Here is a 23,566-nt window from a genome sequence, read left to right on the forward strand (position 1 = left end):
TAGGCGGTCAGCCGATCGCGGCGCCCGCGGTGACCTCGTCCGCCTCCAGGACCTCCGACGTCAGCTCCTCCGCCACATCCTTGGCCCGCGGCTCCCTACCGATCGGCAGGAACAGTGCGATCACGGCGGCTCCGGCCAACACCGATGCGCCGACGATCACGGCCGGGATCGCGGCGGAGACGTAACCGGTCGGCGTGAGCGTGCCGCCGGCACCGATGAACACGGCGGTGAGCACGGCCACGCCGAGCGCGACGCCGACCTCACGCAGCGTGGCGTTGGTGCCGGATGCCTTCGCGTGATCCTTCTCTCCGAACCCCGCCAGCACCGCTGTCGAGCTCGGTGCGAACACGAGCCCCATGCCGATCCCGGCAAGGAGGAACGGAGGAACCATCGCGGCGAACGCGGTGTCGGTCGCCAGAATCGAAGCCACCCAGAACATCGCGACGGACTGCAGCACGAGCCCGACGACGATCGGTAGACGGGTGCCGAACCGCGGCACGATGACGGCCCCGGTCAGCGGTGCGACGACCATCGGAGCGAGGGTCCATGGCATGGTCATGAGGCCGGCCTCGAGTGCCGTGTGGCCCTGAACGACCTGCAGGAACTGGATCAGGATGAACACGCTTCCGAAGATGCCGAAGCTGAAGGTGACGCCCACCAGGTTCGCCACGGAGAAGCTGCGATTGCGGAACAGGATCAGCGGAAGCAGTGGAGCACTCGCCCTGGTCTCCCAGACGATGAAGGCCAGCAGTAGCACGCCGCCGCCGATCAGCGCCGTGAGCACCTCGCCGCTGTCCCACCCGGCATCGTTGCCCCGCACGATGCCGTAGACCACGGCGAAGACACCGACGCCGACGAGCAGCACGCCGAGCACGTCGGCCCGCAGCTTCGCCCCGAATGAGTTCGGCAGCGCGAGCAGCAGGAGCGGAAGCGCGACCACGCCGACCGGAACGTTCAGCCAGAAGATCGCCTGCCAGTTCCAGCCCTGCACGATGGCGCCGCCGATGAGCGGGCCGAGGGCGACCCCCAGTCCGGAGACGCCGCCCCAGATGCCGATCGCGGCAGGCCGCATCCGTTCGTTCACCGAGCCGACGAGCAGCGTGAGCGACAGCGGCATGACGGCAGCGGCACCGGCGCCCTGGACCGCGCGGAACAGGATGAGTTCGGCGGGCGACGTGGCCAGCGCCGATGCGGCGCTCGCCAGCGTGAACACGCTCACCCCGATCGCGAACACCGTGCGACGGCCGAAACGGTCGCCGAGTGCGACGGACAGCAGGATAAACGTGGCGAAGGCCAGGCTGTACGCGTTCACGACCCACTGCAGCTCCTCGATCGAGGCCTTCAGGTCGATGCCGATGCGGGGGAGGGCGTTGGTCACGACGAGGTTGTCGAGCGTCGCCATGAACATGGGAACGGATGCCGCCACGATGGCGAGCCAGGTCGGAACGCGTCTGCGCGGCGTCGTGAGGAGTGCGGTCATGAGGGTCTCATCTCGCTGGAGGAATGTGTGAAGCGTCGGCCGGCGCAGATGTAATCGAATGATTACAAGATGGACTGTAGTAATCGACTGATAACATGTCAAGCATGAGCAGCGAATCCGATCGCGAGACCCTCGCGCAGGCGCGTGCCGGCGCTCCCGACGGGGCCGTCGAACAGCCGAAGCAGGAGCGCGTGTCGTCGGCGGTGCGCCGCGAGCAGATCCTCGCGGCGGCCAGCAGCGTGTTCGGTGAACGGGGTTACATCGGGGCGACGACCGACCAGGTGGCCAGGGCGGCCGGCATCAGCCAGCCGTACGTGGTGCGGATGTTCGGCAGCAAGGAGAACCTCTTCGTCGCCGTTCTCGACAGGGCGCTGGCGAAGCTGATCGACGCGTTCGAGGGTGCGATCGCGGATGCCCGCGAGCTCGGCGAGGACCACGACGCGACGGTGACGAGGCTCGGCCTGGCCTACGCCGACCTGATCAGGGACCGCGGCATCCTGCTCTCACTCATGCAGTCCTTCATCTCCGGGCACGAGCCGGTCATCGGTGAGAGGGCCAGGCAGGGGTTTCTCGCGATCTACCGGCTGCTGCGCAACGACGTGGGAATGCAGCCGGAGGAGATCGTCGGATTCCTCGCGCACGGCATGCTCTTCAACGTGCTGATCGCGATGCACATGGTGGATCAGCACGACTCCGACGACCCGTGCATCCCGGAGTTGCTCGAGCACACGTTCCGCACCAAGCTGGACATCGTGGTGAACACGGTCACGGGCACAGCTGCAGGCGCAGACGACGCGCAGCCGCCCGCGCGGGCGACCGCGTGAGCGGGCCGAACGGCATCCTGCTCGTCGACAAGCCAGCGGACTGGACCAGTCATGACGTCGTCGCACGAGTGCGCAGAATCGCCGGAACCCGCAAGGTCGGGCACGCCGGCACGCTCGATCCCATGGCGACGGGCGTGCTCGTGCTGGGGCTCGGGCCGTCGACGCGGCTGCTGACGTATGTCGTCGGCTCGGACAAGGAGTACCTCGCAACGATCCGGCTCGGGGTGTCGACGACGACCGATGACGCGGAAGGGGAGACGCTCGGCTGGGCACCGGCCGAGCGGGTGCGTGCCATAACGCCTGCGCGGCTGGCGGATGCCGTCACCCACCTCACCGGCGAGCTCGATCAGGTGCCCTCCAGCGTCTCCGCCGTGAAGGTGGACGGCAAGCGTTCCTACGCACGGGTGCGCGCGGGGGAGCAGGTGGAATTGAAGCCGCGCCACGTCACGGTCTCGACCTTCGACGTGCTCGACTCGCGGGAGACATCCGTCGGCGAGGCGATCGCGCTGGACGTCGATGTGCGCGTCGTCTGCTCCTCGGGCACCTATGTGCGTGCGCTCGCACGCGATCTGGGCGTTGCGCTGCTGACCGGCGGTCATCTGACCGCGCTGCGGCGCACCAGGGTCGGCCCGTTCGCCGCCACGGATGCGCGCCCGCTCGAGGGCCTCGACGTCGCGTCCGCGCTGCTGCGGCCCGCGTCCGCCGCGTCGGCGCTGTTCCCGGTGCTCCAGCTCACCGAGGGCCAGGCGACGGATCTCGGACACGGCAAGCGCATAGCCGTGGGCGCTGCGGACGCGGAGACGATGGCCGCGGTCGCACCCGACGGGCGGCTGGTCGGACTGGCATCCCTCAAGGGCGGTCGCGCACGCACGATCGTGAACTTCCCCGCAGAGCCGGAGCAGACCGGAACACCCGAAGAGGAGACGCGTTGATCGAGTGGTTCACGGCCGTGCAGGTGATCGTGGCCGTGCTGGCGGGCATCCTCTGCCTCGTCGTCGGCTTCATCGGACGACCCCCGAACGACCTGACCCTCGGTTCGATCGCGCTGATCGAGCTGTTGCTCATCGCGCAGCTCGTGGTCACGATCGTGGCGCCGATCGTCGGCAACGAACCGCGCGGTTCGCTCGGCGAGTTCTACATCTACCTCATCTCCGCACTGCTGCTTCCGATCGCCGGCGGCTTCTGGGCGCTCATCGAGCGCAGCAGGTGGAGCACCGTCGTGCTTGGCGTCGTCGGGCTCGCGATCGCCGTCATGACGTACCGCATGGGCCAGATCTGGTTCGTGCCCGGCACCCCGTGACATGACGCGATAATGGAGTGACATGTCCGAGAACCCCTCCGCGAAGCCCGCTGCCCCCGCGCCCGTTCGCACCACCCGCAGCATGACCGGAGCCGGTCGAGTGCTGGTCGCGGTGTACGGCATCCTGGCGCTCGCCGCCACGGGGCGCAGCGCATTCCAGATCGCCGATCACTTCTCCGTTGCGCCCGTCGCGTTCACCCTGTCGGCGTTCTCGGCCCTCGTCTACATCGTCGCCACGATCGCCCTCATCGCGCCGGGACGCATTTGGTACCGCGTCGCGTGGACCACGATCTCGATCGAGCTCGCGGGTGTTCTGGTGATCGGAACGCTCAGCACGTTCGCTCCGGATGCCATCGGCATGGGTGCCATCGATCCGTTCGGTCAGGACTCCACCGTGTGGTCCGTCTACGGCGCCGGATACCTGTTCATACCGCTCGTGCTGCCCGTGCTCGGGATGCTCTGGCTCGCGCGGCACAAGCCGGTTCCGGTCACCGGCGACACGGCTCGCGACGCGACCGCAACCGGACGAGCATGAGCCATCGCGTGAGCGACGACGGCGAAGCCATGCGGGTCTTCCGCTCGATCGACGACATCCCTGCCGACTTCGGCCCGAGCGCGGTCACCGTCGGCAAGTTCGACGGCGTGCACCTCGGGCACCGTGCCGTGATCGGCAGGCTGCTGTCCGTTGCCGGCCGAGAGGGACTCTCGTCGGTCGTGGTCACCTTCGACCGCAACCCGATGTCCGTCGTCGCGCCGGAGCGCTGCCCCGACGACCTGGTGAGCCTCGAGCAGAAGCTCGAACTGCTGGAGCAGACCGGCATCGACGCCGTTCTCGTGCTCACGTTCGACCTGGCGCTCTCGCGCGTTCCGGCGGAGGAGTTCGTCGAGCGCTACCTCGTGTCGAAGCTGCACGCCAAGACGCTGCTGGTCGGCAGCGACTTCCGCTACGGCGCCAAGGGAGCCGGCGACGTCGCTCTGCTGAGCGAGCTCGGCGCCCGCGACGGCTTCGGGGTGCAGTTGATCGACGACGTGCGTCCCGACGGTCACGACAGGGTCTCGTCGACCTGGGCGCGATCGCTGCTGGCCGAGGGGGACGTGGCGTACGCGGGCGTGCTGCTCGGGCATCCGCCTACCGTGCGAGGCGTCGTGGTGCACGGCGCTCAGCGGGGAAGGCAGCTGGGATTCCCGACCGCGAACCTGTCGCCGCAGTGCGAGGGCCTGATCCCGGCGGACGGCGTGTACGCCGGATGGCTGATCGACGGTGGAGTGCGGCATCCCGCTGCCATCTCAGTGGGGAACAACCCGACGTTCGAGGGCGTGCCGCAGCGTCAGGTCGAGGCGTACGTCATCGGTGAGGACATCGACCTGTACGACCACGTGGTCGACGTGGAGTTCGCCCAGCGCATCCGCGGCATGGTCGCCTTCGACGGCATCGACCCGCTCATCGCACAGATGAAGGCCGACGTCGAACAGGCCTCGGAGATCCTCGCCGAATAGCTACCCAGACGCCTTCAGCGGCCGCCGCCCGAACAGGTACAGCACGATGCCCTGCGCGCTGCCCTCGATGATGCGGCCCCTGCCTGCCCGTCCCGGCCCGATCGCCCAGCCTGCATCGGCCGCATAGAGGGTGTGTTTGGCCACGACCTCGCGCCGATCGGGAGAGGCGAGGATGAGTCCGCGCAGCGCCACCCGGCGGGTGGCATCCGGTTCCACCTCGATCGGAATCCCGAGCGGCTGAACGATGTCGTACGTGTGCACGACGGTCTCGACGAGATCGTTCATGCCGGTGCGTCCGAGTCCCGCAAGCCGGAGCGCCGCGATGCGCCGCAGCCGGCGCACGAGTTCGTCGGGGCTGGTCGCCTCCGCCTCCTGTCTGCTGACCGCTTCGGTGAGCGAGTCGAGGCTCATTCCCGACAGTGTCAGCATGGGCAGCACCGTGCGCAGCATCTCGGAGTAGGAGCTACCGACCCGCCACACGATGTGCCCGGCGACATCGCGCACCGTCCACCGGTCGCAGAGGCTCTGCGAGCCCCACTCGTCGGGTTCGAGCCCCTCGAGGATGTCCGCCAGCTGCACCAGCGTGCCCGCGATCTGCTCTCCGAAGTCCCGTTGCATGCTCAGCCCTTCGTCCGCGCAACATCTTGGCACGCGGCTCCGGCCACCGGGCGGCCGGCCTAGCCTTGAACGAGTCGCACGAGCCCACGTGAGACCGCCGTTCAAGTCGCGAAGTCTGCCCTTATGAGCGGCCGATAAGGGCAGATATCGCGACTTGAACCGAGGGGATGCGAGCGATGACGAGAGACGGAGTTGCGACGAGGACGGCCCCGGTGGTGCTCGGCCCCAATCGGCCCGCCGCCCGGCCGTATCGGGGCGGGGCTGGCATCCTCCGCTTCCGCGGGCTGCCCGCGAACCACGACGTGGTGGGCGAACGGATGCCGGAGGACTTCGTCGCCTCCGCGACCGAGGTCTTCGCGGGCGGCGGCGTCGGACTCACGATGCTGCCGGACGGCACGAGCCTGCGCGACGACTTCGCAGCGCACCCGCTCGACTACTTCGGCGAGGAGCACGTGGGCGCGTTCGGAGCGGACCCGATGCTGCTCGTCAAGCTGCTGGACACGAGGGAGCGGCTCTTCGTGCACTACCATCCGTCCGACGCGTTCGCCCGGGAGAGCCTCGCGCACGCCAGCGGCAAGACAGAGGCCTGGATCATCGTCGCGGTCGACGACGGGGTCGGGCATGTGTACCTCGGCTTCGACCGTGACGTGGGCCAGGACGAGCTGCTCGGCTGGTTCGAGCGGCAGGACGTGCCGGCGATGCTCGCCGCGATGAACCGCGTCGAGCTGCGCCCCGGCGACACGCTGCACGTGCCTGCCGGCATGCCGCACTCGATCGGGCCGGGCATCACGCTGGTCGAGCTCCAGCAGCCCGTCGATCTCTCGATCCTCGTCGAATACGACGGCTACCCGGATCTGGATCGCGAGGCGGCCCTGCTCGGGCTCGACGCGGGCACGGCGCTGTCCAACCTCAACGGTTCTGCCGTCTCCGACGACCGCCTGGTCGAGCTCCGGTCGTCACGCATCACGCGACTGCTGGGCGAGACGGAGGTCACCGACCTCTTCCCGGAGGAGGCGGACGCGGTCTTCCGGGCACAACGGGTGAGCATCCACGGGTCGTTCGACTTCGATGCGGCGTTCTGCGTGCTCGTCGTGCTCGAGGGCGAAGGCGTTCTGGAGTGGAACGACGGCGCGCTCGTGCTCTCGCACGGGCAGACCATTCTCGTGCCGTTCGCCGCGGGCCGCCTCACGCTGCGCGGAACGCTCACGGTGCTGCGTTGCATGCCACCTCGGCCATGAAGGTGCGGCAGACATGAAACACTGAAATGTGACCCACCCGAACACCTCAGCAGATCCGCGTGGGGCACGTCCCCTCTGGGCCGGGCGAACCCTCGCGTTCGTGGGCATTCTGCTCGTCGCCGCGAATCTGCGGGCGGCCGTCACAGCGCTCTCGCCGATCTTCGACGAGATCACGCACGATGTCCCGTTCGGCGCCGCCGGGATCGGTCTGCTCGGCGCGCTCCCGCCGATCTGCTTCGCCGTGTTCGGCATCGTGGCCCCGCTGTTCACGCGCAGGGCGAGCCTCGAGGTCGTCCTGCTGGTCTCGCTGGCGGCCATCGTGGTGGGCGACCTACTGCGCGGGCTGTCGGTCTCGTTCTGGATGCTCGTGGCCGGCAGTGTGCTCACCTTCGCCGGCATGGCGGTCGGCAACGTGCTGCTGCCGCCGCTGGTCAAGCGCTACTTCCCCGACCGCGTCGGCCTCATGACCTCCCTGTACGCCACGGTGCTCGCGGTCAGCACGCTGGTGCCGCCGCTGCTCGCCGTTCCCGTCGCCGACTCGGCGGGCTGGCGCTACTCGGTGGGCATGTGGGCCGTGCTCGGCGTGATCGCGGCGCTCCCGTGGCTCGCCGTGCTCGTACGCCGGCCGGACGCCCGCCGCGTGGACGCCGAGGTCGAGGAGCCGGGATCGACCGCCATGGGCCGCGTGTGGCACGCTCCGCTCGCGTGGGCGATGGCCGTGACGTTCGCCGCGTCGTCCCTCAACGCCTACGCGCTGTTCGCCTGGCTGCCGGAGCTGCTGCACGACACCGCTCACACAGATGCAGCCCAGTCCGGCGCACTGCTCTCGCTGTATGCCGGAATCGGCATACCCGCCAGCCTGCTGATCCCTGCGCTCGCCAGCCGGATGCGCAATGTCGGCCTGCTGGTCTATCTCGGGGCGGCGTTCTTCATCGTCGGCTACCTCGGACTCATCCTCTGGCCGGGTGTCGCGACGTGGTTGTGGGTGGTGCTCGCCGGTCTCGGCCCGCTGCTGTTCCCGCTGTGCCTCGTGCTCATCAATCTGCGCACCCGCACCCACGAAGGCGCTGTGGCACTGAGCGGATTCGTCCAGGGTCTCGGGTACGTGCTCGGCGCGCTGGGGCCGATCGTCGTCGGTGCACTGCACGACGTCTCAGGAGGCTGGCTCTGGCCTCTCGTCTTCCTGCTGGGGACAGCCGTGGCGGTCGTGTTCGCCGGCACGGTCGTCGCACGGCCTGGAATGCTCGAGGACCACGTGGCACACGCGCGCTCGCGCTGACGCGGGGATGCCCCTACCGGGCGGGCAGCAGCTCCGCCCGGTGCACGAGCGCTCCTGCCCCGATCAGCGGCCCCTCACCCGATAGCCCCGACGCCACGACTCGCACCTTGCGCACGAACCCGAAGTAGTGCTCGGCGATCGTCGCGTTGATCACCTCGAAGAGGTCGGGCGTCGCCTGCGAGAAGCCGCCGCCGATGGCGACGAGCTCGAGGTCGAGCAGCGCCGTTGCGCTCGCGATCGCCTGCCCGACGGCGCGTCCCGTGCGCTCGATCGCAGCACGCGCCACGGGGTCGCCCGCCGCATACGCCGCAGCGAGAGCTTCGCCGTTCGTGCCGGAGAAGCCCTGCCGTCGTGCCCAGGCGACCGTGTGCGGGCCGCTCGCGATCGCCTCGAGCGATGTCGCCTTGCCGAACGTATCCTCGCCCTCGTACCCGGCCACCTCGACGTGGCCGATGTGCCCGGCGTTGCCGGTCGGGCCCGTGATCACTCGGCCGCCCACGATGAGTCCGCCGCCGATGCCGGTGGAGACCACCATCCCCATCACGTTGTCGACGCCCTGCGCCGCGCCCACCCAGTGCTCCGCCATGGTGATGGCGACGCCGTCCATCTCGAGCGTCACGGGCAGCTCGAGGCCGCGCTCGGCGAGCACCGACTCCACGAATGAGCGCAGGTCGTAGTCCCGCCAGTTCGGCACGTTGAGCGGCGACACGAGCCCGCGAGCCCGGTCGATCGGCCCGGCGCATCCGATGCCGACGCCGACCAATTCCTCGCCGTCGGCGGCATCCAGCGCGCGCTCGACGACCTCGCGAACGGATGCTTGCAACAGCTCGCTCGTCGCCTCGCGTCCGGTGGGGGCGCGGTGCCGCGAGTCGGGCACCACCTCGCCGTCCGGAGTGACGAGGGCGGATTCGACTTTGGTGCCGCCGAAGTCGACGGCGAGAGCGAGGGGCGGGGTCATGAAACCAGGTTAGGGGAGCACAGGGCTCGTCCCGTACGCGCTACGAGGGGTCGCGGGAGACGATCGAGAGCCCGGGCATTCGCCCGCCCCGGCGCACGGCCAGCCTCAGGTGCGAGCGGCGCATGACGAGCAGCCCGATGACCACGGCGGTCAGCAGGGGGACGAGGCCGGAGACGGCGAGCCCCCAGTCGGGACCGAAGCGCTCGACGATCCAGCCCATCACCGGACCGCCGAGGGCCTGACCGCCCAGCTGAACCAGGATGTACAGCGCCATCACCCGGCCTCGGATGCCGAGGTTCGTCGACATCTGCACGAGCGAGTTCGCGCTCGTCAGGAACAGCAGGCTCGCCGCACCGCTCAGCGCCATGAGCAGGGCGAACACCACGATGTCGGGTGAGAGCGCAGCGGATGCCTGCACCACTCCCAGCACCACAGCCCCGCCGATCACGAGGCGCAGGCTGACGCCGACGCGGCGGGTGGACAGCACGGCACCGGTGAGCGCGCCGACGGCGACGAGCGCATTGAAGAACCCATAGCCGGCGGAGCCCACCTTGTAGACGTCGTTCGCGTACGCGGCCAGGAGCACGGGCATCGTGTAGGCGAACATCGCGACCGCGCCCAGCGTGATGATCGTGAACAGGATGGCCGGCTTGCGCGCCGCATAGTGCAGTCCCTCGGCGAGCTGCCCCTTGCCGCGCGGAGCGACCGGCGAGTGCAGCAGAGCCTTGGTGTTCATCATGCCGAGCGCGCCGACCACGACCAGGCACGCGCATCCATTGATCACGAAGGCCCAGCCGCTGCCCACGGCGCTGATCGCGATGCCGCCGACGGCCGGCCCGATGAGGGCGCCGAGCTGGAACGTGGACGAGTTCAGGCTGATCGCGTTGCTCAGCAGCTTCGGCCCCACGATCTCGTTCACGAACACCTGACGAGCCGGGTTGTCGACAACGGTGACGAATCCGCCGATGAACGCCAGTGCCCAGATGTGCCAGACCTGCACCGTTCCGGTGAGGATGAGCGTGGCGAGGATGCCCGCCAGCAGCGCCGCCGTCGACTGGGTGAGCATGAGGAGCACGCGCTTCGGATACCGGTCGGCGATGACGCCGCCGAGAAGACCGAAGATGAGCATCGGCGTGAACTGCATGGCGACCGTGACGCCCACCGCGGCGACACTGCCGGAGAGTTGGAGCACCAGCCAGTCTTGCGCCACCCGCTGCATGCCGAGCGCCGTCGTAGCGATCACCTGCGCGCCCGCATACAGCCGGTAGTTCGGAACGCGCAGCGACGAGAACGTGTCCCGCCACGGCGGGCGTCGCTCGAGCACGGGTACGGGCGCGGTGAGGAGGCTTTCGGCTGAGTGCGTCGGAGAGGTGGCTGTCACGAGTGCTTTTCGAATAAGAGGCTGATCGAACGTGTATTTCAACGCTAATCAAGCACTGCTCATTCCCCTAAGCAATCGGACCTATAACTCCTATTGGGTTTGTGAATGTATGCTTCGAGCATGTTCGATCCGGACCTGCTGGCCACCTTTCTCGCGGTGGCCGAGACGGGGAGCTTCACCAGGGCGGCGGAGCGGCTCGGGCTCAGCCAGCCGACCGTCAGCCAGCACGTCGCACGCCTCGAGAAGGCGGCGGGACGTGTGCTCGTCGACCGCGACACACGCCAGGTGCGCCTGACCGACAACGGGGATGCGATGGCCGGGTTCGCGCGCACCATCCTCGCCGCCCACGCCGCGGCGGACAGCTACTTCAGCGGCACCGCCATGCGTGGCCGTCTTCGCTTCGGAGCGGCGGACGACCTCGCGATCACGCAGTTGCCGAGCATCCTTCGCGACTTCCGGCAGGCGTATCCGCAGATCAACCTCGAGCTCACGGTGAGTCAGTCGACGCCGCTGCACCGCCGACTGAAGGCCGGTCAGCTCGACCTCATCTTCATCAAGCAGATGGCCGGCTCCCAGGAGGGTGACCGGGTGAGCACTGACGACCTCGTCTGGATGGGGCTCGACAAGACCGAACTCGGCCCTGACGATACGGTGCCGCTGATCGCGTACCAGGACCCGAGCATCAGCAGGCAGATGGCGATCGACGCACTCGAGGCCGCAGGCCGAGTGTGGCGCATCACGTGCAACACGCGCGAGGTGAACGGAGTGCTCGCCGCCGTGCGTGCCGGCCTAGGAGTCGCGCCTTTCCCGCGCACGATCATCCCCAACGACCTCGTCAAGGTGACGAACCGCCTCGGACTGCCTGAGCTCGGCCAGGTCGAGTTCAGCCTGCTGTCCAACCCCCGGGCCGCGGCCGAACCCGTCGCGGCGCTCACCCGAGCCATCATGGGTCGCACTCTGCACTGACCGCTGCGCCAGGCGAGTCGCGTCCCGTCGTCGCCGCATCGCGCGTTCGTAACTCCTGCAAATCCATTCGTCGAGGACTGCGGTGCCCGAGAAATGGCCGTCGCCGGTCTGAGTGGTTCTGGATTTGCAGGAGTTACGAACGAAGGGGCGAGCCAACGACACTGGGTGCCGCGCAGATGAGCAAGAGGATGCCGCCGCGTTGCTCATAAGTGGGAGCGCTTCGTAGTCTTGAAGACGCTATGAACTCCTCAGACGAACTGCTCGCCGTACGCGCGGCGGAGCTCTACTACGACGAGGGACGCACTCAGGACGAGATCGGCGCAGCGCTGCACATCACGCGCTGGAAGGTCGGCCGGCTGCTCGCCCAGGCGCGTTCTGCGGGCATCGTGCGCATCGAGATCGTGCATCCCAGAGCCAGGCGCGTGCTCGCCGAACAGGCCGTGAAGAAGCGATACGGGTTGAAGGACATCGTGGTCGCATCGTCTGCTGGTGTCTCCTCGCCGGAGGAGTTGCAGCGCCGGGTCGCACAGGCCGCGGCGGACTACCTCACCGCGATGCGCCCTGCACCGCAGACGCTCGGCGTCAGCTGGGGCCGCACCATGCACGACGTGGCAGCCTGCCTGCCCCGGGGATGGGCGCGCGGCGTCGGCGTCGTTCAGATCAACGGAGGACTGAGCCTCACGAAGTACGGCGACACCGCCTCGGCGACGGCGCTCGTCATCGCGCAGAAGGCGGCGGGTTCGGCGCACGTGCTGCCCATCCCGGCGATCCTCGAGCACACCGCGACGAAGCGAAGCATCGAGCACGACCGTGCCATCGCCGGTGTGCTCGATCGTGCGGCGCACGCCGAGGCGTACCTGTTCAGCGCAGGCGTCGCGGGTCCCGACTCGGCGCTCGTGCACAGCGGATACCTCACTGCGGATGAGGTGGAGAGCCTGGTCTGCAAGGGCGCGGTCGGAGACGTGATCGGCCGTTTCATCGGGGCGGACGGCAAGCCCGTCGACGCCGAGCTCGACTCGCGCACCGTCGGCTTGCCTCTCGAGCGGATCAAGGCATCCGAGACGGCTATCGCGGTCGTCGCGGGCGATGGGAAGCACGAGGTGGCGAGAGCGCTCGTCACCAACGGCCTGTGCACCGTGCTCATCACCGACGACCAGACGGCAGCCGCGCTGCTCGACGAGGCGTCGGATGAGCGGATGCCCGCGAGCCAGAGCGCGGCGCAGCAGGAGGCGACAGTGGGGGAGCGGGCATCATGACGCTGGATCTCGCACGCACGGTCGTCGGCTCCGAACTGAGCGAGCGGAGCCTCCGCGGCTTCGTGCTCGGCCTGCCGGGCGTGGATGCCGTCGGCCTCGAGCAGCGCGCTGCTGCGCTCGCGACACGCTCCATCAAGACGTCGTCGAAGGAGCGGGCGCTCGACACGATCGTCTCCCTGATCGACCTGACCACGCTCGAGGGCGCCGACACCGCAGGCAAGGTGCGATCGCTGGTGGCCAAGGCGATCCTCCCCGACCCGGCAGACCCGACCTGCCCGCAGGTGGCCGCCGTGTGCGTGTACGGCGACCTCGTGCCGGTGGCCGTCGAAGCTCTGGGAGCAGCTCATCGCCAAGCGGGAGGAACGATCGGTGTCGCCGCCGTGGCCACCGCGTTCCCGAGCGGCCGCGCGTCGCTGAACGTCAAGCTGGCCGACACCGCCGACGCTGTCGCCGCGGGTGCCGACGAGATCGACATGGTGATCGACCGCGGCGCGTTCCTCTCCGGCAGGTACGGCGAGGTGTTCGACGAGATCGTCGCGGTCAAGGAGGCGTGCCGCCGCGCAGACGGTTCCAGCGCGCACCTCAAGGTGATCCTCGAGACCGGCGAACTGGCCACCTACGACAACGTGTGCAGGGCATCCTGGCTGGCCATCCTGGCCGGTGCCGACTTCATCAAGACCTCCACCGGCAAGGTGTCGCCCGCCGCCACGCTCCCGGTGACGTTGCTGATGCTCGAGGTCGTGCGGGACTGGCACCGGCTGACCGGAGAGACCGTCGGCGTGAAGCCCGCGGGCGGCATCCGTTCGTCGAAGGACGCCGTTCGCTACCTCGTCACGGTCGCCGAGACGGCCGGTGAGCGCTGGCTCGACCCGCACCTGTTCCGGTTCGGCGCGTCCAGCCTGCTGAACGACGTGCTGCTGCAGCGCCAGAAGCTCACCACCGGACACTACTCCGGTGCCGACTACGTGACCATCGACTGAATCCCGGCCGAACGAGAGAGCTTTCAGACCATGACCTTCCTCGACTACGCGCCGGCGCCCGAGTCGCGCGCGATCCTCGACCTCAAGCCCTCGTACGGCCTCTTCATCGACGGCGAATTCGTCGACGGGCACGGCGACGCCTTCCGCACGATCTCGCCGGCGACCGAGGAGACGATCGCCGAGATCGCCTCGGGCGACGAGCACGACGTCGACCTCGCCGTGAGCGCTGCCAGACGCGCCTACGAGAAGGTGTGGTCGCGCATGAGCGGCGCGGACCGGGGCAAGTACCTGTTCCGCATCGCCCGCATCGTGCAGGAGCGCGCCCGCGAGCTCGCCGTGGCGGAGAGCCTCGACAACGGCAAGCCGATCAAGGAGAGCCGTGACGTCGACGTTCCGCTCGTCGCCGCCTGGTTCTTCTACTACGCGGGATGGGCCGACAAGCTCGATCATGCCGGCCTCGGTCCCGCTCCTCGCGCCCTCGGCGTCGCGGGTCAGATCATCCCGTGGAACTTCCCGCTGCTCATGCTCGCGTGGAAGATCGCGCCGGCGCTCGCCGCAGGAAACACCGTGGTGCTGAAGCCCGCGGAGACCACCCCGCTGACGGCTCTGCTGTTCGCCGAGATCGTGCAGCAGGCCGGCCTCCCCACCGGCGTGGTGAACATCGTGACCGGAGCGGGCGAGACCGGCAGGATGCTCGTGAATCACCCCGACGTCGACAAGGTGGCGTTCACGGGCTCGACGGCCGTCGGTCGCGAGATCGCTCGCGCCGTCGCCGGAACGGGCAAGAAGGTCACGCTGGAGCTCGGTGGCAAGGCCGCCAACATCGTGTTCGACGATGCTCCCATCGATCAGGCGATCGAGGGCATCGTGAACGGCATCTTCTTCAACCAGGGGCACGTGTGCTGCGCCGGCAGCCGTCTCCTGGTGCAGGAGAGCGTGCACGAGGAGGTCGTCGACCGGCTGAAGACTCGTCTCGGAACGCTGCGCCTCGGCGATCCGCTCGACAAGAACACCGACATCGGCGCGATCAACTCCGCCGAGCAGCTGGCGCGCATCCGCGAGCTCAGCGCCGTCGGCGAGACGGAGGGTGCCGAGCGATGGAGCGCCGAGTGCGCCATCCCCGAACGCGGATTCTGGTTCGCGCCGACCATCTTCGACAACGTCTCGACATCGAGCCGCATCGCCAGGGAGGAGATCTTCGGGCCGGTGCTGTCGGTGCTGACGTTCCGCACGCCCGACGAGGCGATCGCCAAGGCGAACAACACGCCGTACGGGCTCTCGGCGGGCATCTGGACCGACAAGGGCAGCCGCATCCTCGCCGTGGCCGACCGGCTCCGGGCCGGGGTGGTGTGGGCGAACACGTTCAACCGGTTCGACCCGACGTCGCCGTTCGGCGGATACAAGGAGTCCGGCTACGGCCGCGAGGGCGGCCGCCACGGGCTGGCCGGATATTTGGCCCCTGCCGCCCCGGCCCAGACGAAGCGCCTCACCGTGCGCACCTCCGCGAAGAAGGGATCCGCCCGATGACGCGCCTTGCCGTGCCGAAGACGTACAAGCTGTTCATCGGCGGGGCGTTCCCGCGCAGCGAGTCAGGTCGCAGCTACGAGGTGCTGGCCGCCGACGGTGCGTTCCTCGCCAACGCGGCGAAGGCATCCAGAAAGGACGCACGGGACGCCGTCGTCGCCGCCCGCAAGGCCGTGGCCGGCTGGTCGGGCGCGACCGCGTACAACCGCGGGCAGGTGCTCTACCGGGTGGCAGAGCTGCTGGAGGGGCGACGCGCCCAGTTCGCGGACGAGGTGCAGGCATCCGAGGGGCTCTCGAAGCAGGATGCCGCTGTGCAGGTCGAGGCGGCCATCGACACGTGGGTCTGGTACGCAGGCTGGGCGGACAAGTACGCGCAGGTCGTGGGCAACGCCAATCCGGTGGCCGGCCCGTTCTTCAACATCTCGGTGCCGGAGCCGACCGGGGTGGTCGCCGCGATCGCACCGCAGGGCTCGCTCTCGCTGCTCGGTCTCGTCGCCGTGGTCGCCCCGGCCATCGTGACGGGAAACGCGGTCGTCGTGGTAGCCGACGAGCGGCATCCGCTTTCGGCGATCTCGCTCGCGGAGGTGCTGGCCACCAGCGACGTTCCTGGCGGAGTGGTCAACGTGCTCACCGGATCGGCGGCGGAGATCGCACCGTGGCTCGCGTCGCACTCCGACGTGAACGCTCTTGATCTCACCGGTGCTGGCGACCTGGACTGGGTCGACCTGCAGATCTCGGCAGCCGAGACACTGAAGCGGGTGCTGCCGCCCACCGGCGGCGAGCCCGACGTGCGTTCGCTGGAGCGGATCACCGCTTTCGTGGAGACGAAGACCGTCTGGCACACCAAGAGCATGCGCTGACCGGCCAGGCATCGACGCAAGCAGGCCGTGCGCCCGTTCGTCAAGTGGTGGCGTGCGCTCAGGCTCCCGGGTGAAGATGGAGTTCCTTAGGCGTTGGGAGCGACATGTCCGACGAGGTGTCCACCGTGTTCGTGGGAGACAGCATCACGGCCGGCGGTCGGTGGGACGAGTGGTTCCCGGAGGAGCGCTCGCGCAACCTCGGCGTCGGCGGTGACACGACGGATGCCGTGCTGGCGCGCCTGGACGAGATCATCGCCCTCGATCCGGACACCGTCGTTCTCCTGATCGGCACGAACGACCTGGCGTGGCGGCGCTCCGCCGAGCACATCGTGCGCAACATCGAGACCATCCTGGTCTCCCTGCGCAAGGCGCTTCCGGGTGCTCAGCTGCTCGTGCAATCGGTCATGCCGCGCGAGGCCGCCTACACCGACACGATCAAAGACGTGAACCGGCACCTGTGGCAGTTCGCCTCGACGGTGCGAGCACAGTACCTCGACCTCTGGCCGGCACTGGCCGGCGACGACGGCGGAATCGACCCGCAGTACTCCGACGACTCGCTGCACCTGAACGAACGGGGCTACGAGGTCTGGGCGGGGGAGTTGCGCGGAGCCCTCGAGACGCTGCATCGGGTGCCGCCGTCGAGCCGCCCCATCCTCATTCCGCGCGAGCACGTGCGGCACCGCAGGTAGAGAATCCGCCTCGAGCGCCCTCTACACGGCGGCAGACGCCAGCTCGCGGTCGAACGCCGCGAGGGCATCAGGCGAGAACAGCACGAACCGCACGAGTTCGAGTCCCGCCACGTCGCGCGCGCCTTCGAAGCAGGTTGCGACGGCGACCCGGGCTGCGTCGTCCATCGGCCAGCCGTACACGCCGGCCGAAATAGCCGGGAACGCGATGGATGCCGCACCCACCTCGCCCGCAACCTCCAGCGACCTCGAGTACGCGCTCCGCAGCAGCGAAGTCCGGTCGTCGCGTCGCGACCACACCGGGCCGACGGTGTGGATGACATGGCCAGCGGGCAGGCGACCCGCCGTCGTCGCGACCGCGTCGCCCGTCGGTAGTCCATCCGGGAGCCGGGTCTCCCGGAGCACCCTGCAGGCGGCGAGGATGTCCGGACCTCCGGCGCGATGGATGGCACCATCCACGCCGCCTCCACCCATCAGCGACGAGTTGGCGGCGTTCACGATCGCGTCGACCCGCTGCTCGGTGATGTCGCCGAGCACGGTCTCGAAGCGCACCCCGTTCACCGAGCGCGACGTTCCGTTCTGCGAGCCGGCCACGGTCATCCTCGGTTGTTGGCGAGTTCGAAGACGCGCAGCAACTCCTCGATGGCGCGTTCGCGCTGGTCGCCCCCCGCCTCGAACTGCTCGGCGACGTGCGTTCGCAGGTGGTTCTCCACGAGCAGCTTGTTCAGCGAACCGAGCGACTTCTGGATAGCGAGCGACTGGGTGATGATGTCGACGCAGTAGTCCTCGTTCTCGATCATCTTCTCGAGTCCGCGCAACTGGCCGGACAGGATGCGCGTGCGGTGCAGTGCCCGCTTCTTGATGTCCTCGATCACGCTCTCAGGGTAGGCCGTGCCACCGCGCTCAGCGGTTCATCCGGCCTGTTCAGGAACGCCTACGAGGGGCAGCGGCCCCGAAGGGGGGACTGTGCCGGTCTCCTGCGGTCTTTCTAGACTGTCGACGGATCCTCATAAGACCCGAGACGCCACCCGAAGGCGTTGCGCCACCCGAAGGCGCGAGGAGGCACCCGCATGCTCAAAAATCTGTCACCGATCGTCTCCGGTGCGCTGCTGCACGCGCTCGATGCTGCCCCGAGTGGCGCGTGGATCGCGATCGTGAGCGCCGAACACGACGTTCCAGAAGGCATCCCGATCGGCCACGAAGGGGTCGAGGAGGTCGCGATGGCCGTGCTGGCCGTCACACCGCTCGACCCGGATGCCCCCATCGTCATCGAAGGCGACAACGAGCTCAGCGACATCTCGTTCGCCGTCGCGGGGTTGGCAGCGGATGCCGAAGGCCGTCGTTTCGAGACTCTCCCCGTCTCCGAGACGGCCTTCGGCGCGCTGCTCACCGCGAGCCGCGTCACGGTGGTGGTCGACACCGCCGACAGCTTCGGCTTCTTGCTCTGCAAGGGTCGCTGCTGAGAGGAACCGGCGCGGCCTCGGCCGCACCCGTTTCTCAGACGCATGGCTCGCGTCTACGCGGCCCTCGGCGCGCCCCGAGAGTGCGAGGCTCAGCCCGCACGCGCCGAGGGCCGCCTCGGCGTGCCCGCGGCATGTGCGCCACTGTCGTGACCGTCGAGCCTGAGCACACGACGCGCGGGTAAGCTTCAGGCGATGTCGCGCCCCCAGACCCCGCCAACCCGTGCCCGTCTCGCCCTCCTGCCCGGGCTGATCGGCGCGATCGTCCTGATCGCGGCGCTGGCGCTGATTCACGGCAGCTGGTACATCTGGGTGCTCTACGCGGTCGCGATCCTGGCGCTGATCATGTGCGTCTTCGCCGTGCAGGGCAAGAACTACTGGTGGCTCGCCGGTCTCATCCCGATCGCCATCGTGTTCAACCCGGTGTGGCCGTTGTCGATCCCCGATCTCTGGCTGCGACTTCTGCACCTGGCCGGCGCCATTGTGTTCATCGCCGCCGGGATCTCCATCAAAGTTCCCGTCGAGGAGGGCAAGCAGGGCCCCGCCGGTCGATACGACGGCAAGCGCGGTGGCGGTACTAGAGGTCGCAGCTCCGGACGCAAGTGACGTCTCGCTCCGACGCGCGAGCCGCAAGTGACGCAATGCGTCCGCGTGCCGTAAAATAATCCAGCGTCGGGGTTCTGGCCTTCGCTTCAAGTCTCGTCGGCTGCATCGCAGACGACACTCGGGCTTCACCCTCGCCTCCCGCATCGGTCTTGTCGTCACCGTCTTCTCATGGCACGAGAAGGACCCATGCGGGCGGATGCCGTCACCCCGTCGCCCCACCAGGAGCGGCCCGCGTCTCGACCGGGCCGTCACGCACAGGAGGATCATGCCGAACACCGGCGATCGCACCGCCCAGGCATCACGCCGTTCCGGCTCCCGTCATTCGAACAACGACGGTCTCATCCCCGTGCTCGCCAGACGCGTGCGCGAGGTCGAATCGAAGGCCACGACGGGCAAGAAGCTGGGGCCGACGAACCGCACCAAATTCCAGGTGATCGCGCTCCTCATGCGCGAGGAACGCGGCCGCGCCAAGTCCGACCCTGCGCTGAGCGACTCGGCGCGCGCCGAGCAGCTGAAGCGGCTCGACGGCATCGCCACCATCCTGGCGAAGACCGCTGCCCGCGACACGTCGCTGATCGCACTGCTCGAGTCGACGGCTCCGCCCAGTCCCGCCGCGCAGAAGATGCGCAGGGACTGGCTGCTGGAATCCGGCGCCGAACTGGAGCCCGACGATCTGATCATCACGACCGAAGCGCCGAAGCCCAAGCAGGAGGTACTGCTCTCACCGGAGCTCGCGCAGAAGCAGGTCATCCCGCAGTCCGTGCGCGCCAGGCAACTCTCCAACCCTTTCCTCGCCCCGGACTTCGCGCTCGCCGGCCACGCGGCGCCTGCGCCTCGCCGCCGGCTCGACTCCTGGGAGCTGCTCGGCCCGCTCTTCAAATCGTTCGAGTACGGATCGGGCGGTCAGGCGGCCAGCATGGAGCTGCCTCCCGCGCCGAGGATCGACAGGTATTCGCCGACCGGCATGGAGCTCATGAAGCACCAGGCGCGGTTCGTCGAGTCCGTGCGGCTGGGGCATCGCAGCTTCCTGCTGGCCGACGAGCCGGGGCTCGGCAAGACGGCGCAGTCCGTGCTGGCGGCGTCCGTCGCGGGCGCGTACCCCCTGCTGGCGGTCGTGCCCAACGTCGTGAAGATGAACTGGGCGCGCGAAGTCGCGCTGTGGACGCCGCACCGCAGGGCGACGGTCATCCATGGCGACGGCGAGGGGCTGGATGCCTTCGCCGACGTCGTCATCGTCAACTACGAGGTGCTGGACCGACACCTCGCCTGGCTGTCCGAGCTGGGCTTCCGAGGAATGGTGGTCGATGAGGCGCACTTCATCAAGAACCTGCACTCGCAACGATCCCGTTACGTGCTCTCCCTGGCGGATGCCATCAGGCACACCGTCGCGGACCCCCTGATGATAGCCCTCACCGGAACGCCGCTGATCAACGACATCGACGACTTCCGCGCGATCTGGCAGTTCCTCGGCTGGATCGACGGCGCGAAGCCGACGGCGGAGCTCATGGAGCGACTCGACGAGACCGGCCTCACGCCCGCCGACCCCGGGTTCTACACGGCGGCAAGGGAGTCCGTGATCGACATGGGCATCGTGCGCCGCAAGAAGATCGACGTCGCCGCCGATCTGCCTTCGCGTCGCGTCGTCGACCTGCCGGTCGAACTGGATGACGAGCTCGGCCGCTCCATCAAAGCGGCGGAGCGCGAACTGGCTGCCCGGCTCGTGCAGCGCTACCGGCGCGCGGAGACCGCCGGCGTCGGGGAGTCCGTTTCTGGCGACGCGGACGAGCGACGCGAGCACCTCATCCGCATGGTCGCGCACGCGGAGCTGGAGGAGTCGAAGGGCGCGAAGACCGGCGAGAACGTGTTCACCATGGTGCGCAAGATCGGCCAGGCGAAGGCCGCGCTCGCCGCGGACTACGCGGCGCAGCTGGCGCGATCGGTGGGCAAGGTGGTGTTCTTCGCCAAGCACATCGACGTGATGGACCAGGCGGAGGAGGCGTTCGCCTCGCTTCAGCTGCGCAGCGTCTCCATCCGCGGCGACCAGACCGCGCTCGCGCGCCAGCGGGAGATCGACGCGTTCAACAACGATCCAGGGGTGTCGGTCGCGGTGTGCTCGCTGACCGCCGCGGGCGTCGGGCTGAACCTGCAGGCGGCATCCAACGTCGTGCTCGCCGAGCTGAGCTGGACCGCGGCCGAGCAGACGCAGGCGATCGACCGCGTGCACCGCATCGGTCAGGAGGAGCCGGTGACGGCCTGGCGGATCATCGCGGCGCAGACGATCGACGCGAAGATCGCGGAGCTGATCGACTCGAAGCAGTCGCTGGCGCTGCGCGCGCTGGACGGCGTCGACGTCGAGCCGGGCTCGGCCGACTCGGTGCAGCTGGATGCGCTGATCTCGCTGCTGCGCGACGCCCTGAACGGATAGGGCTCAGGCGTCGTCGTCGGGTTCGTCGTCGAAGACCACGACCCGCTCATCATCGGGGAAGCCATCGTCGATGTCGTCGTCGATGGGGCGTTCGTCCTCGTCTGCCAGCGCTTCCGCCTCGTCGAACTCGGGCTCGTAGTCGCCCTCCTGAGCGGCGGCGAACTCGTCGTAGTCCGGGTCGGAATCCGCTGGCACAGCCTCGGCGTGCTCGGTCATGCAGTCAGGTTACGTCCGTGCCGGGTCGCCACGCACCCGCCGAGTGGCTCGGGCCGTCTCCTCGCACGGTCCACTCGTGACACCTGCGCAAGACTGGGGTGATGAGCAAGCGGCACGGCACCTCCACGATCGAGATCGAGCGCAAGTACGACGTGACCGAGACGGCGGGCGTTCCCGCGTTCGTCGGCGTCGGCCCGATCGCGGTGATCGAGGCGCCGGAGGTGCGCGAGCTGGATGCCGTCTACTACGACACGACCGACCTGAAGCTCGCTCACGCCCGGGTGGCCCTCCGCAGGCGCGAGGGAGGTCCCGATGCCGGCTGGCACATCAAGCGCGACGTCGAAGAGGGCCGCATGGAGCAGCACTGGTCGCTCGGCATCGAAGCGGATGATCGTGCCGGGGTAAGCGACAGCCGTGAGCGCGACGAGGGGCGGGCATCCGTGCCCCAGTTCCTGGTGGAGGAGCTGGCCGACCTGATCGGAGAGGCGGAGCTGGTACCGATCGCCCGAGTGCGCAACCACCGCATGGTCAGCCGGCTTCTGGATGCCGCTGGCTACCCGGTCGCCGAGTACTGCGACGACCACGTGACGGGCGAGAACCTCGTCACCGGCGGGCGCGAGACGTGGCGGGAGTGGGAGGTCGAGCTCTCTGCAGCCGCACCGGACAGCAGGCGGGCGCGAACGGAACTGCTCGACGGACTGGAGCAGGTCGTGATTTCCGCGGGTGGGCATCCCTCGCAGAGCTCATCGAAGCTGGAGCGGGCGCTGAGAGCGGGCTGAATCGCTCTCCTGCAGCCGCCGCTCCCGTTTTGGAGGGGACCGGCGGCATCCGGCATGATCATTGACGTATCGGCCGATACACCGGCGTATCGACGTGCAAACAGATGTGATCCCTGTGTGTGCGAAAGAGGCGCGTAATGAAGATCGGAATCCTCACCTCGGGCGGCGACTGTCCCGGCCTGAACGCGGTGATCCGCGGCGCCGTGCTGAAGGGCGATCGCGTCTATGGCGACGAGTTCGTGGGATTCCGGTACGGCTGGCGCGGCGTCGTCGACGCAGACATCGTGCCCCTCGACAGGCACAGCGTTCGCGGTCTCTCCCGCCAGGGCGGGACCATCCTCGGCTCCAGCCGCACCAATCCGTTCGAGGGCGACGGCGGCGGGCCGGAGAAGATCCAGCGGATGCTCGACGAGCACGGCATCGACGCGATCGTCGCCATCGGCGGTGAGGGCACACTGACGGCCGCGCGTCGCCTCGTCGACGAGGGCGGACTGAAGGTGATCGGCGTGCCGAAGACCATCGACAACGACCTGGCGGCGACCGACTACTCGTTCGGCTTCGACACCGCGGTGGAGATAGCGACCGAGGCCATCGACCGTCTGCGCACGACGGCCGAGTCGCACCAGCGCTGCATGATCGTGGAGGTCATGGGCAGACACGTCGGCTGGATCGCTCTGCACTCCGGCATGGCCGGCGGTGCTCACGCCATCCTGATCCCGGAGCAGCCGCAGTCGATCGAGCAGATCTGCGAATGGGTCGAGCATGTACGCGACCGTGGCCGTGCACCCGTCGTCGTGGTCTCCGAGGGCTTCCACCTGAACACCATGGAGGGCGCGCACTCGCACAAGGGACTCGACGCGTTCAATCGTCCTCGCCTAGGCGGCATCGGCGAGCTGCTCGCTCCGATGATCGAGGAGCGCACCGGGATCGAGTCCAGGGCAACGGTGATCGGCCACATCCAGCGCGGCGGCGTGCCGAGCGCCTACGACCGAGTGCTGGCAACGCGCCTCGGCATGGCGGCGGTGGATGCGGCGCAGACGGGCCAGTGGGGTTCGATGGTGTCGCTGAAGGGAACGGATGTCGAGATCGTCTCGATCGCGGACGCCACCGGCGGTCTGAACACCGTTCCCGACTACCGCTACGAGGAGGCGGCGCTGCTCTTCGGGTAAGCCCGGAAGGCGGAACCTCGCCACCTCGGTCGCGAGTTTGCGAGCGAGGCGAACTATTTCGCGC

At 68.6% G+C, this 23,566-nt stretch carries 25 protein-coding genes; 18 read left to right on the plus strand and 7 right to left on the minus strand.

Annotated features, from left to right (window positions below; genetic code table 11):
- Positions 1-7: 7 nt before the first annotated feature.
- Positions 8-1,480, minus strand: a complete 1,473-nt coding sequence (locus ACTHNC_RS12455) for a DHA2 family efflux MFS transporter permease subunit (protein WP_440294924.1) — start codon at positions 1,478-1,480, stop codon at positions 8-10.
- 104 nt (positions 1,481-1,584) lie between these two features.
- Between ACTHNC_RS12455 and ACTHNC_RS12460 the strand changes: the two genes are divergently transcribed.
- The 5 genes from ACTHNC_RS12460 to ACTHNC_RS12480 are packed head-to-tail and all read left to right on the plus strand — an operon-like array spanning position 1,585 to position 5,101.
- Positions 1,585-2,304: a TetR/AcrR family transcriptional regulator gene (locus ACTHNC_RS12460; RefSeq protein ID WP_440294925.1), complete on the plus strand. Its 720-nt coding sequence runs from the start codon at positions 1,585-1,587 to the stop codon at positions 2,302-2,304.
- Entirely contained in the window at positions 2,301-3,236 is a 936-nt protein-coding gene (gene truB, locus ACTHNC_RS12465) for a tRNA pseudouridine(55) synthase TruB (RefSeq protein WP_440294926.1), read from the plus strand. The genes ACTHNC_RS12460 and truB overlap by 4 nt, the downstream gene beginning before the upstream one ends.
- On the plus strand, positions 3,233-3,604 hold the full coding sequence (locus tag ACTHNC_RS12470) for a hypothetical protein (protein WP_440294927.1): 372 nt from the start codon (positions 3,233-3,235) through the stop codon (positions 3,602-3,604). Before truB ends, ACTHNC_RS12470 begins: the two co-directional genes overlap by 4 nt.
- 22 nt (positions 3,605-3,626) lie before the next feature.
- Positions 3,627-4,139 carry a hypothetical protein gene (locus tag ACTHNC_RS12475; protein WP_440294928.1) on the plus strand — a complete coding sequence of 171 codons (513 nt, stop codon included), beginning with the start codon at positions 3,627-3,629 and terminating at the stop codon, positions 4,137-4,139.
- 29 nt (positions 4,140-4,168) lie between these two features.
- Complete coding sequence (locus ACTHNC_RS12480) at positions 4,169-5,101, plus strand: bifunctional riboflavin kinase/FAD synthetase (protein WP_440294996.1); 933 nt, start codon at positions 4,169-4,171, stop codon at positions 5,099-5,101.
- Here the strand turns inward: ACTHNC_RS12480 and ACTHNC_RS12485 are convergent, their stop codons facing one another.
- A complete protein-coding gene (locus tag ACTHNC_RS12485) occupies positions 5,102-5,719 on the minus strand; it encodes a maleylpyruvate isomerase family mycothiol-dependent enzyme (RefSeq protein WP_440294929.1) in 618 nt (205 codons plus the stop codon). It abuts the gene before it with no gap.
- 176 nt (positions 5,720-5,895) lie between these two features.
- Between ACTHNC_RS12485 and ACTHNC_RS12490 the strand changes: the two genes are divergently transcribed.
- Entirely contained in the window at positions 5,896-6,957 is a 1,062-nt protein-coding gene (locus ACTHNC_RS12490; protein ID WP_440294930.1) for a class I mannose-6-phosphate isomerase, read from the plus strand.
- 100 nt (positions 6,958-7,057) lie between these two features.
- On the plus strand, positions 7,058-8,236 hold the full coding sequence (locus tag ACTHNC_RS12495; protein WP_440294931.1) for a CynX/NimT family MFS transporter: 1,179 nt from the start codon (positions 7,058-7,060) through the stop codon (positions 8,234-8,236).
- 13 nt (positions 8,237-8,249) lie between these two features.
- Here the strand turns inward: ACTHNC_RS12495 and ACTHNC_RS12500 are convergent, their stop codons facing one another.
- Both ACTHNC_RS12500 and ACTHNC_RS12505 read right to left on the minus strand, forming a co-directional pair.
- A complete protein-coding gene (locus ACTHNC_RS12500) occupies positions 8,250-9,194 on the minus strand; it encodes an ROK family protein (RefSeq protein WP_440294932.1) in 945 nt (314 codons plus the stop codon).
- 40 nt (positions 9,195-9,234) lie between these two features.
- Complete coding sequence (locus tag ACTHNC_RS12505) at positions 9,235-10,575, minus strand: MFS transporter (protein ID WP_440294933.1); 1,341 nt, start codon at positions 10,573-10,575, stop codon at positions 9,235-9,237.
- A 120-nt stretch (positions 10,576-10,695) separates the two neighbouring features.
- On the opposite strand from ACTHNC_RS12505, the gene ACTHNC_RS12510 reads away from it, so the two are divergent.
- The 6 genes from ACTHNC_RS12510 (at position 10,696) to ACTHNC_RS12535 (ending at position 16,850) form a co-directional block, all read left to right on the plus strand.
- Entirely contained in the window at positions 10,696-11,541 is an 846-nt protein-coding gene (locus tag ACTHNC_RS12510; protein WP_440294934.1) for a LysR family transcriptional regulator, read from the plus strand.
- A 239-nt stretch (positions 11,542-11,780) separates the two neighbouring features.
- Positions 11,781-12,797 (plus strand): sugar-binding transcriptional regulator, encoded by a 1,017-nt coding sequence (locus ACTHNC_RS12515; protein ID WP_440294935.1) that lies wholly within the window; start codon positions 11,781-11,783, stop codon positions 12,795-12,797.
- On the plus strand, positions 12,794-13,777 hold the full coding sequence (deoC, locus tag ACTHNC_RS12520; protein WP_440294936.1) for a deoxyribose-phosphate aldolase: 984 nt from the start codon (positions 12,794-12,796) through the stop codon (positions 13,775-13,777). The genes ACTHNC_RS12515 and deoC overlap by 4 nt, the downstream gene beginning before the upstream one ends.
- 30 nt (positions 13,778-13,807) lie before the next feature.
- A complete protein-coding gene (locus ACTHNC_RS12525) occupies positions 13,808-15,304 on the plus strand; it encodes an aldehyde dehydrogenase family protein (RefSeq protein ID WP_440294937.1) in 1,497 nt (498 codons plus the stop codon).
- Positions 15,301-16,161, plus strand: a complete 861-nt coding sequence (locus ACTHNC_RS12530) for an aldehyde dehydrogenase family protein (RefSeq protein WP_440294938.1) — start codon at positions 15,301-15,303, stop codon at positions 16,159-16,161. Before ACTHNC_RS12525 ends, ACTHNC_RS12530 begins: the two co-directional genes overlap by 4 nt.
- Positions 16,162-16,265: 104 nt before the next feature.
- Positions 16,266-16,850, plus strand: coding sequence for a GDSL-type esterase/lipase family protein (locus tag ACTHNC_RS12535; RefSeq protein ID WP_440294939.1), 585 nt, complete (start codon positions 16,266-16,268; stop codon positions 16,848-16,850).
- A gap of 21 nt (positions 16,851-16,871) precedes the next feature.
- Here the strand turns inward: ACTHNC_RS12535 and ACTHNC_RS12540 are convergent, their stop codons facing one another.
- A complete protein-coding gene (locus ACTHNC_RS12540) occupies positions 16,872-17,447 on the minus strand; it encodes an O-acetyl-ADP-ribose deacetylase (protein WP_440294940.1) in 576 nt (191 codons plus the stop codon).
- A complete protein-coding gene (locus ACTHNC_RS12545; RefSeq protein WP_440294941.1) occupies positions 17,444-17,722 on the minus strand; it encodes a metal-sensitive transcriptional regulator in 279 nt (92 codons plus the stop codon). The genes ACTHNC_RS12540 and ACTHNC_RS12545 overlap by 4 nt, the downstream gene beginning before the upstream one ends.
- Positions 17,723-17,917: 195 nt before the next feature.
- Here ACTHNC_RS12545 and ACTHNC_RS12550 point away from each other — a divergent pair, with 195 nt between their 5' ends.
- The 3 genes from ACTHNC_RS12550 (at position 17,918) to ACTHNC_RS12560 (ending at position 21,338) form a co-directional block, all read left to right on the plus strand.
- Positions 17,918-18,310 carry an RbsD/FucU domain-containing protein gene (locus tag ACTHNC_RS12550; RefSeq protein WP_440294942.1) on the plus strand — a complete coding sequence of 131 codons (393 nt, stop codon included), beginning with the start codon at positions 17,918-17,920 and terminating at the stop codon, positions 18,308-18,310.
- 192 nt (positions 18,311-18,502) lie between these two features.
- The gene (locus ACTHNC_RS12555; protein WP_440294943.1) at positions 18,503-18,913 is read left to right on the plus strand and encodes a DUF6804 family protein; all 411 of its coding nucleotides are present in this window, start codon (positions 18,503-18,505) and stop codon (positions 18,911-18,913) included.
- Positions 18,914-19,178: 265 nt separating this feature from the next.
- Positions 19,179-21,338 carry a DEAD/DEAH box helicase gene (locus ACTHNC_RS12560; RefSeq protein WP_440294944.1) on the plus strand — a complete coding sequence of 720 codons (2,160 nt, stop codon included), beginning with the start codon at positions 19,179-19,181 and terminating at the stop codon, positions 21,336-21,338.
- Positions 21,339-21,341: 3 nt separating this feature from the next.
- Here the strand turns inward: ACTHNC_RS12560 and ACTHNC_RS12565 are convergent, their stop codons facing one another.
- The gene (locus tag ACTHNC_RS12565) at positions 21,342-21,554 is read right to left on the minus strand and encodes a hypothetical protein (RefSeq protein WP_440294945.1); all 213 of its coding nucleotides are present in this window, start codon (positions 21,552-21,554) and stop codon (positions 21,342-21,344) included.
- Between the two features lie 101 nt (positions 21,555-21,655).
- Here ACTHNC_RS12565 and ACTHNC_RS12570 point away from each other — a divergent pair, with 101 nt between their 5' ends.
- Together ACTHNC_RS12570 and ACTHNC_RS12575 are read left to right on the plus strand one after the other, a co-directional pair.
- On the plus strand, positions 21,656-22,333 hold the full coding sequence (locus ACTHNC_RS12570; RefSeq protein WP_440294946.1) for a CYTH domain-containing protein: 678 nt from the start codon (positions 21,656-21,658) through the stop codon (positions 22,331-22,333).
- 137 nt (positions 22,334-22,470) lie between these two features.
- A complete protein-coding gene (locus tag ACTHNC_RS12575) occupies positions 22,471-23,502 on the plus strand; it encodes a 6-phosphofructokinase (protein ID WP_440294947.1) in 1,032 nt (343 codons plus the stop codon).
- Positions 23,503-23,566 lie beyond the last annotated feature (64 nt).

The organism is Humibacter sp. (genome assembly GCF_051954055.1).
Lineage (GTDB): Bacteria > Actinomycetota > Actinomycetes > Actinomycetales > Microbacteriaceae > Humibacter.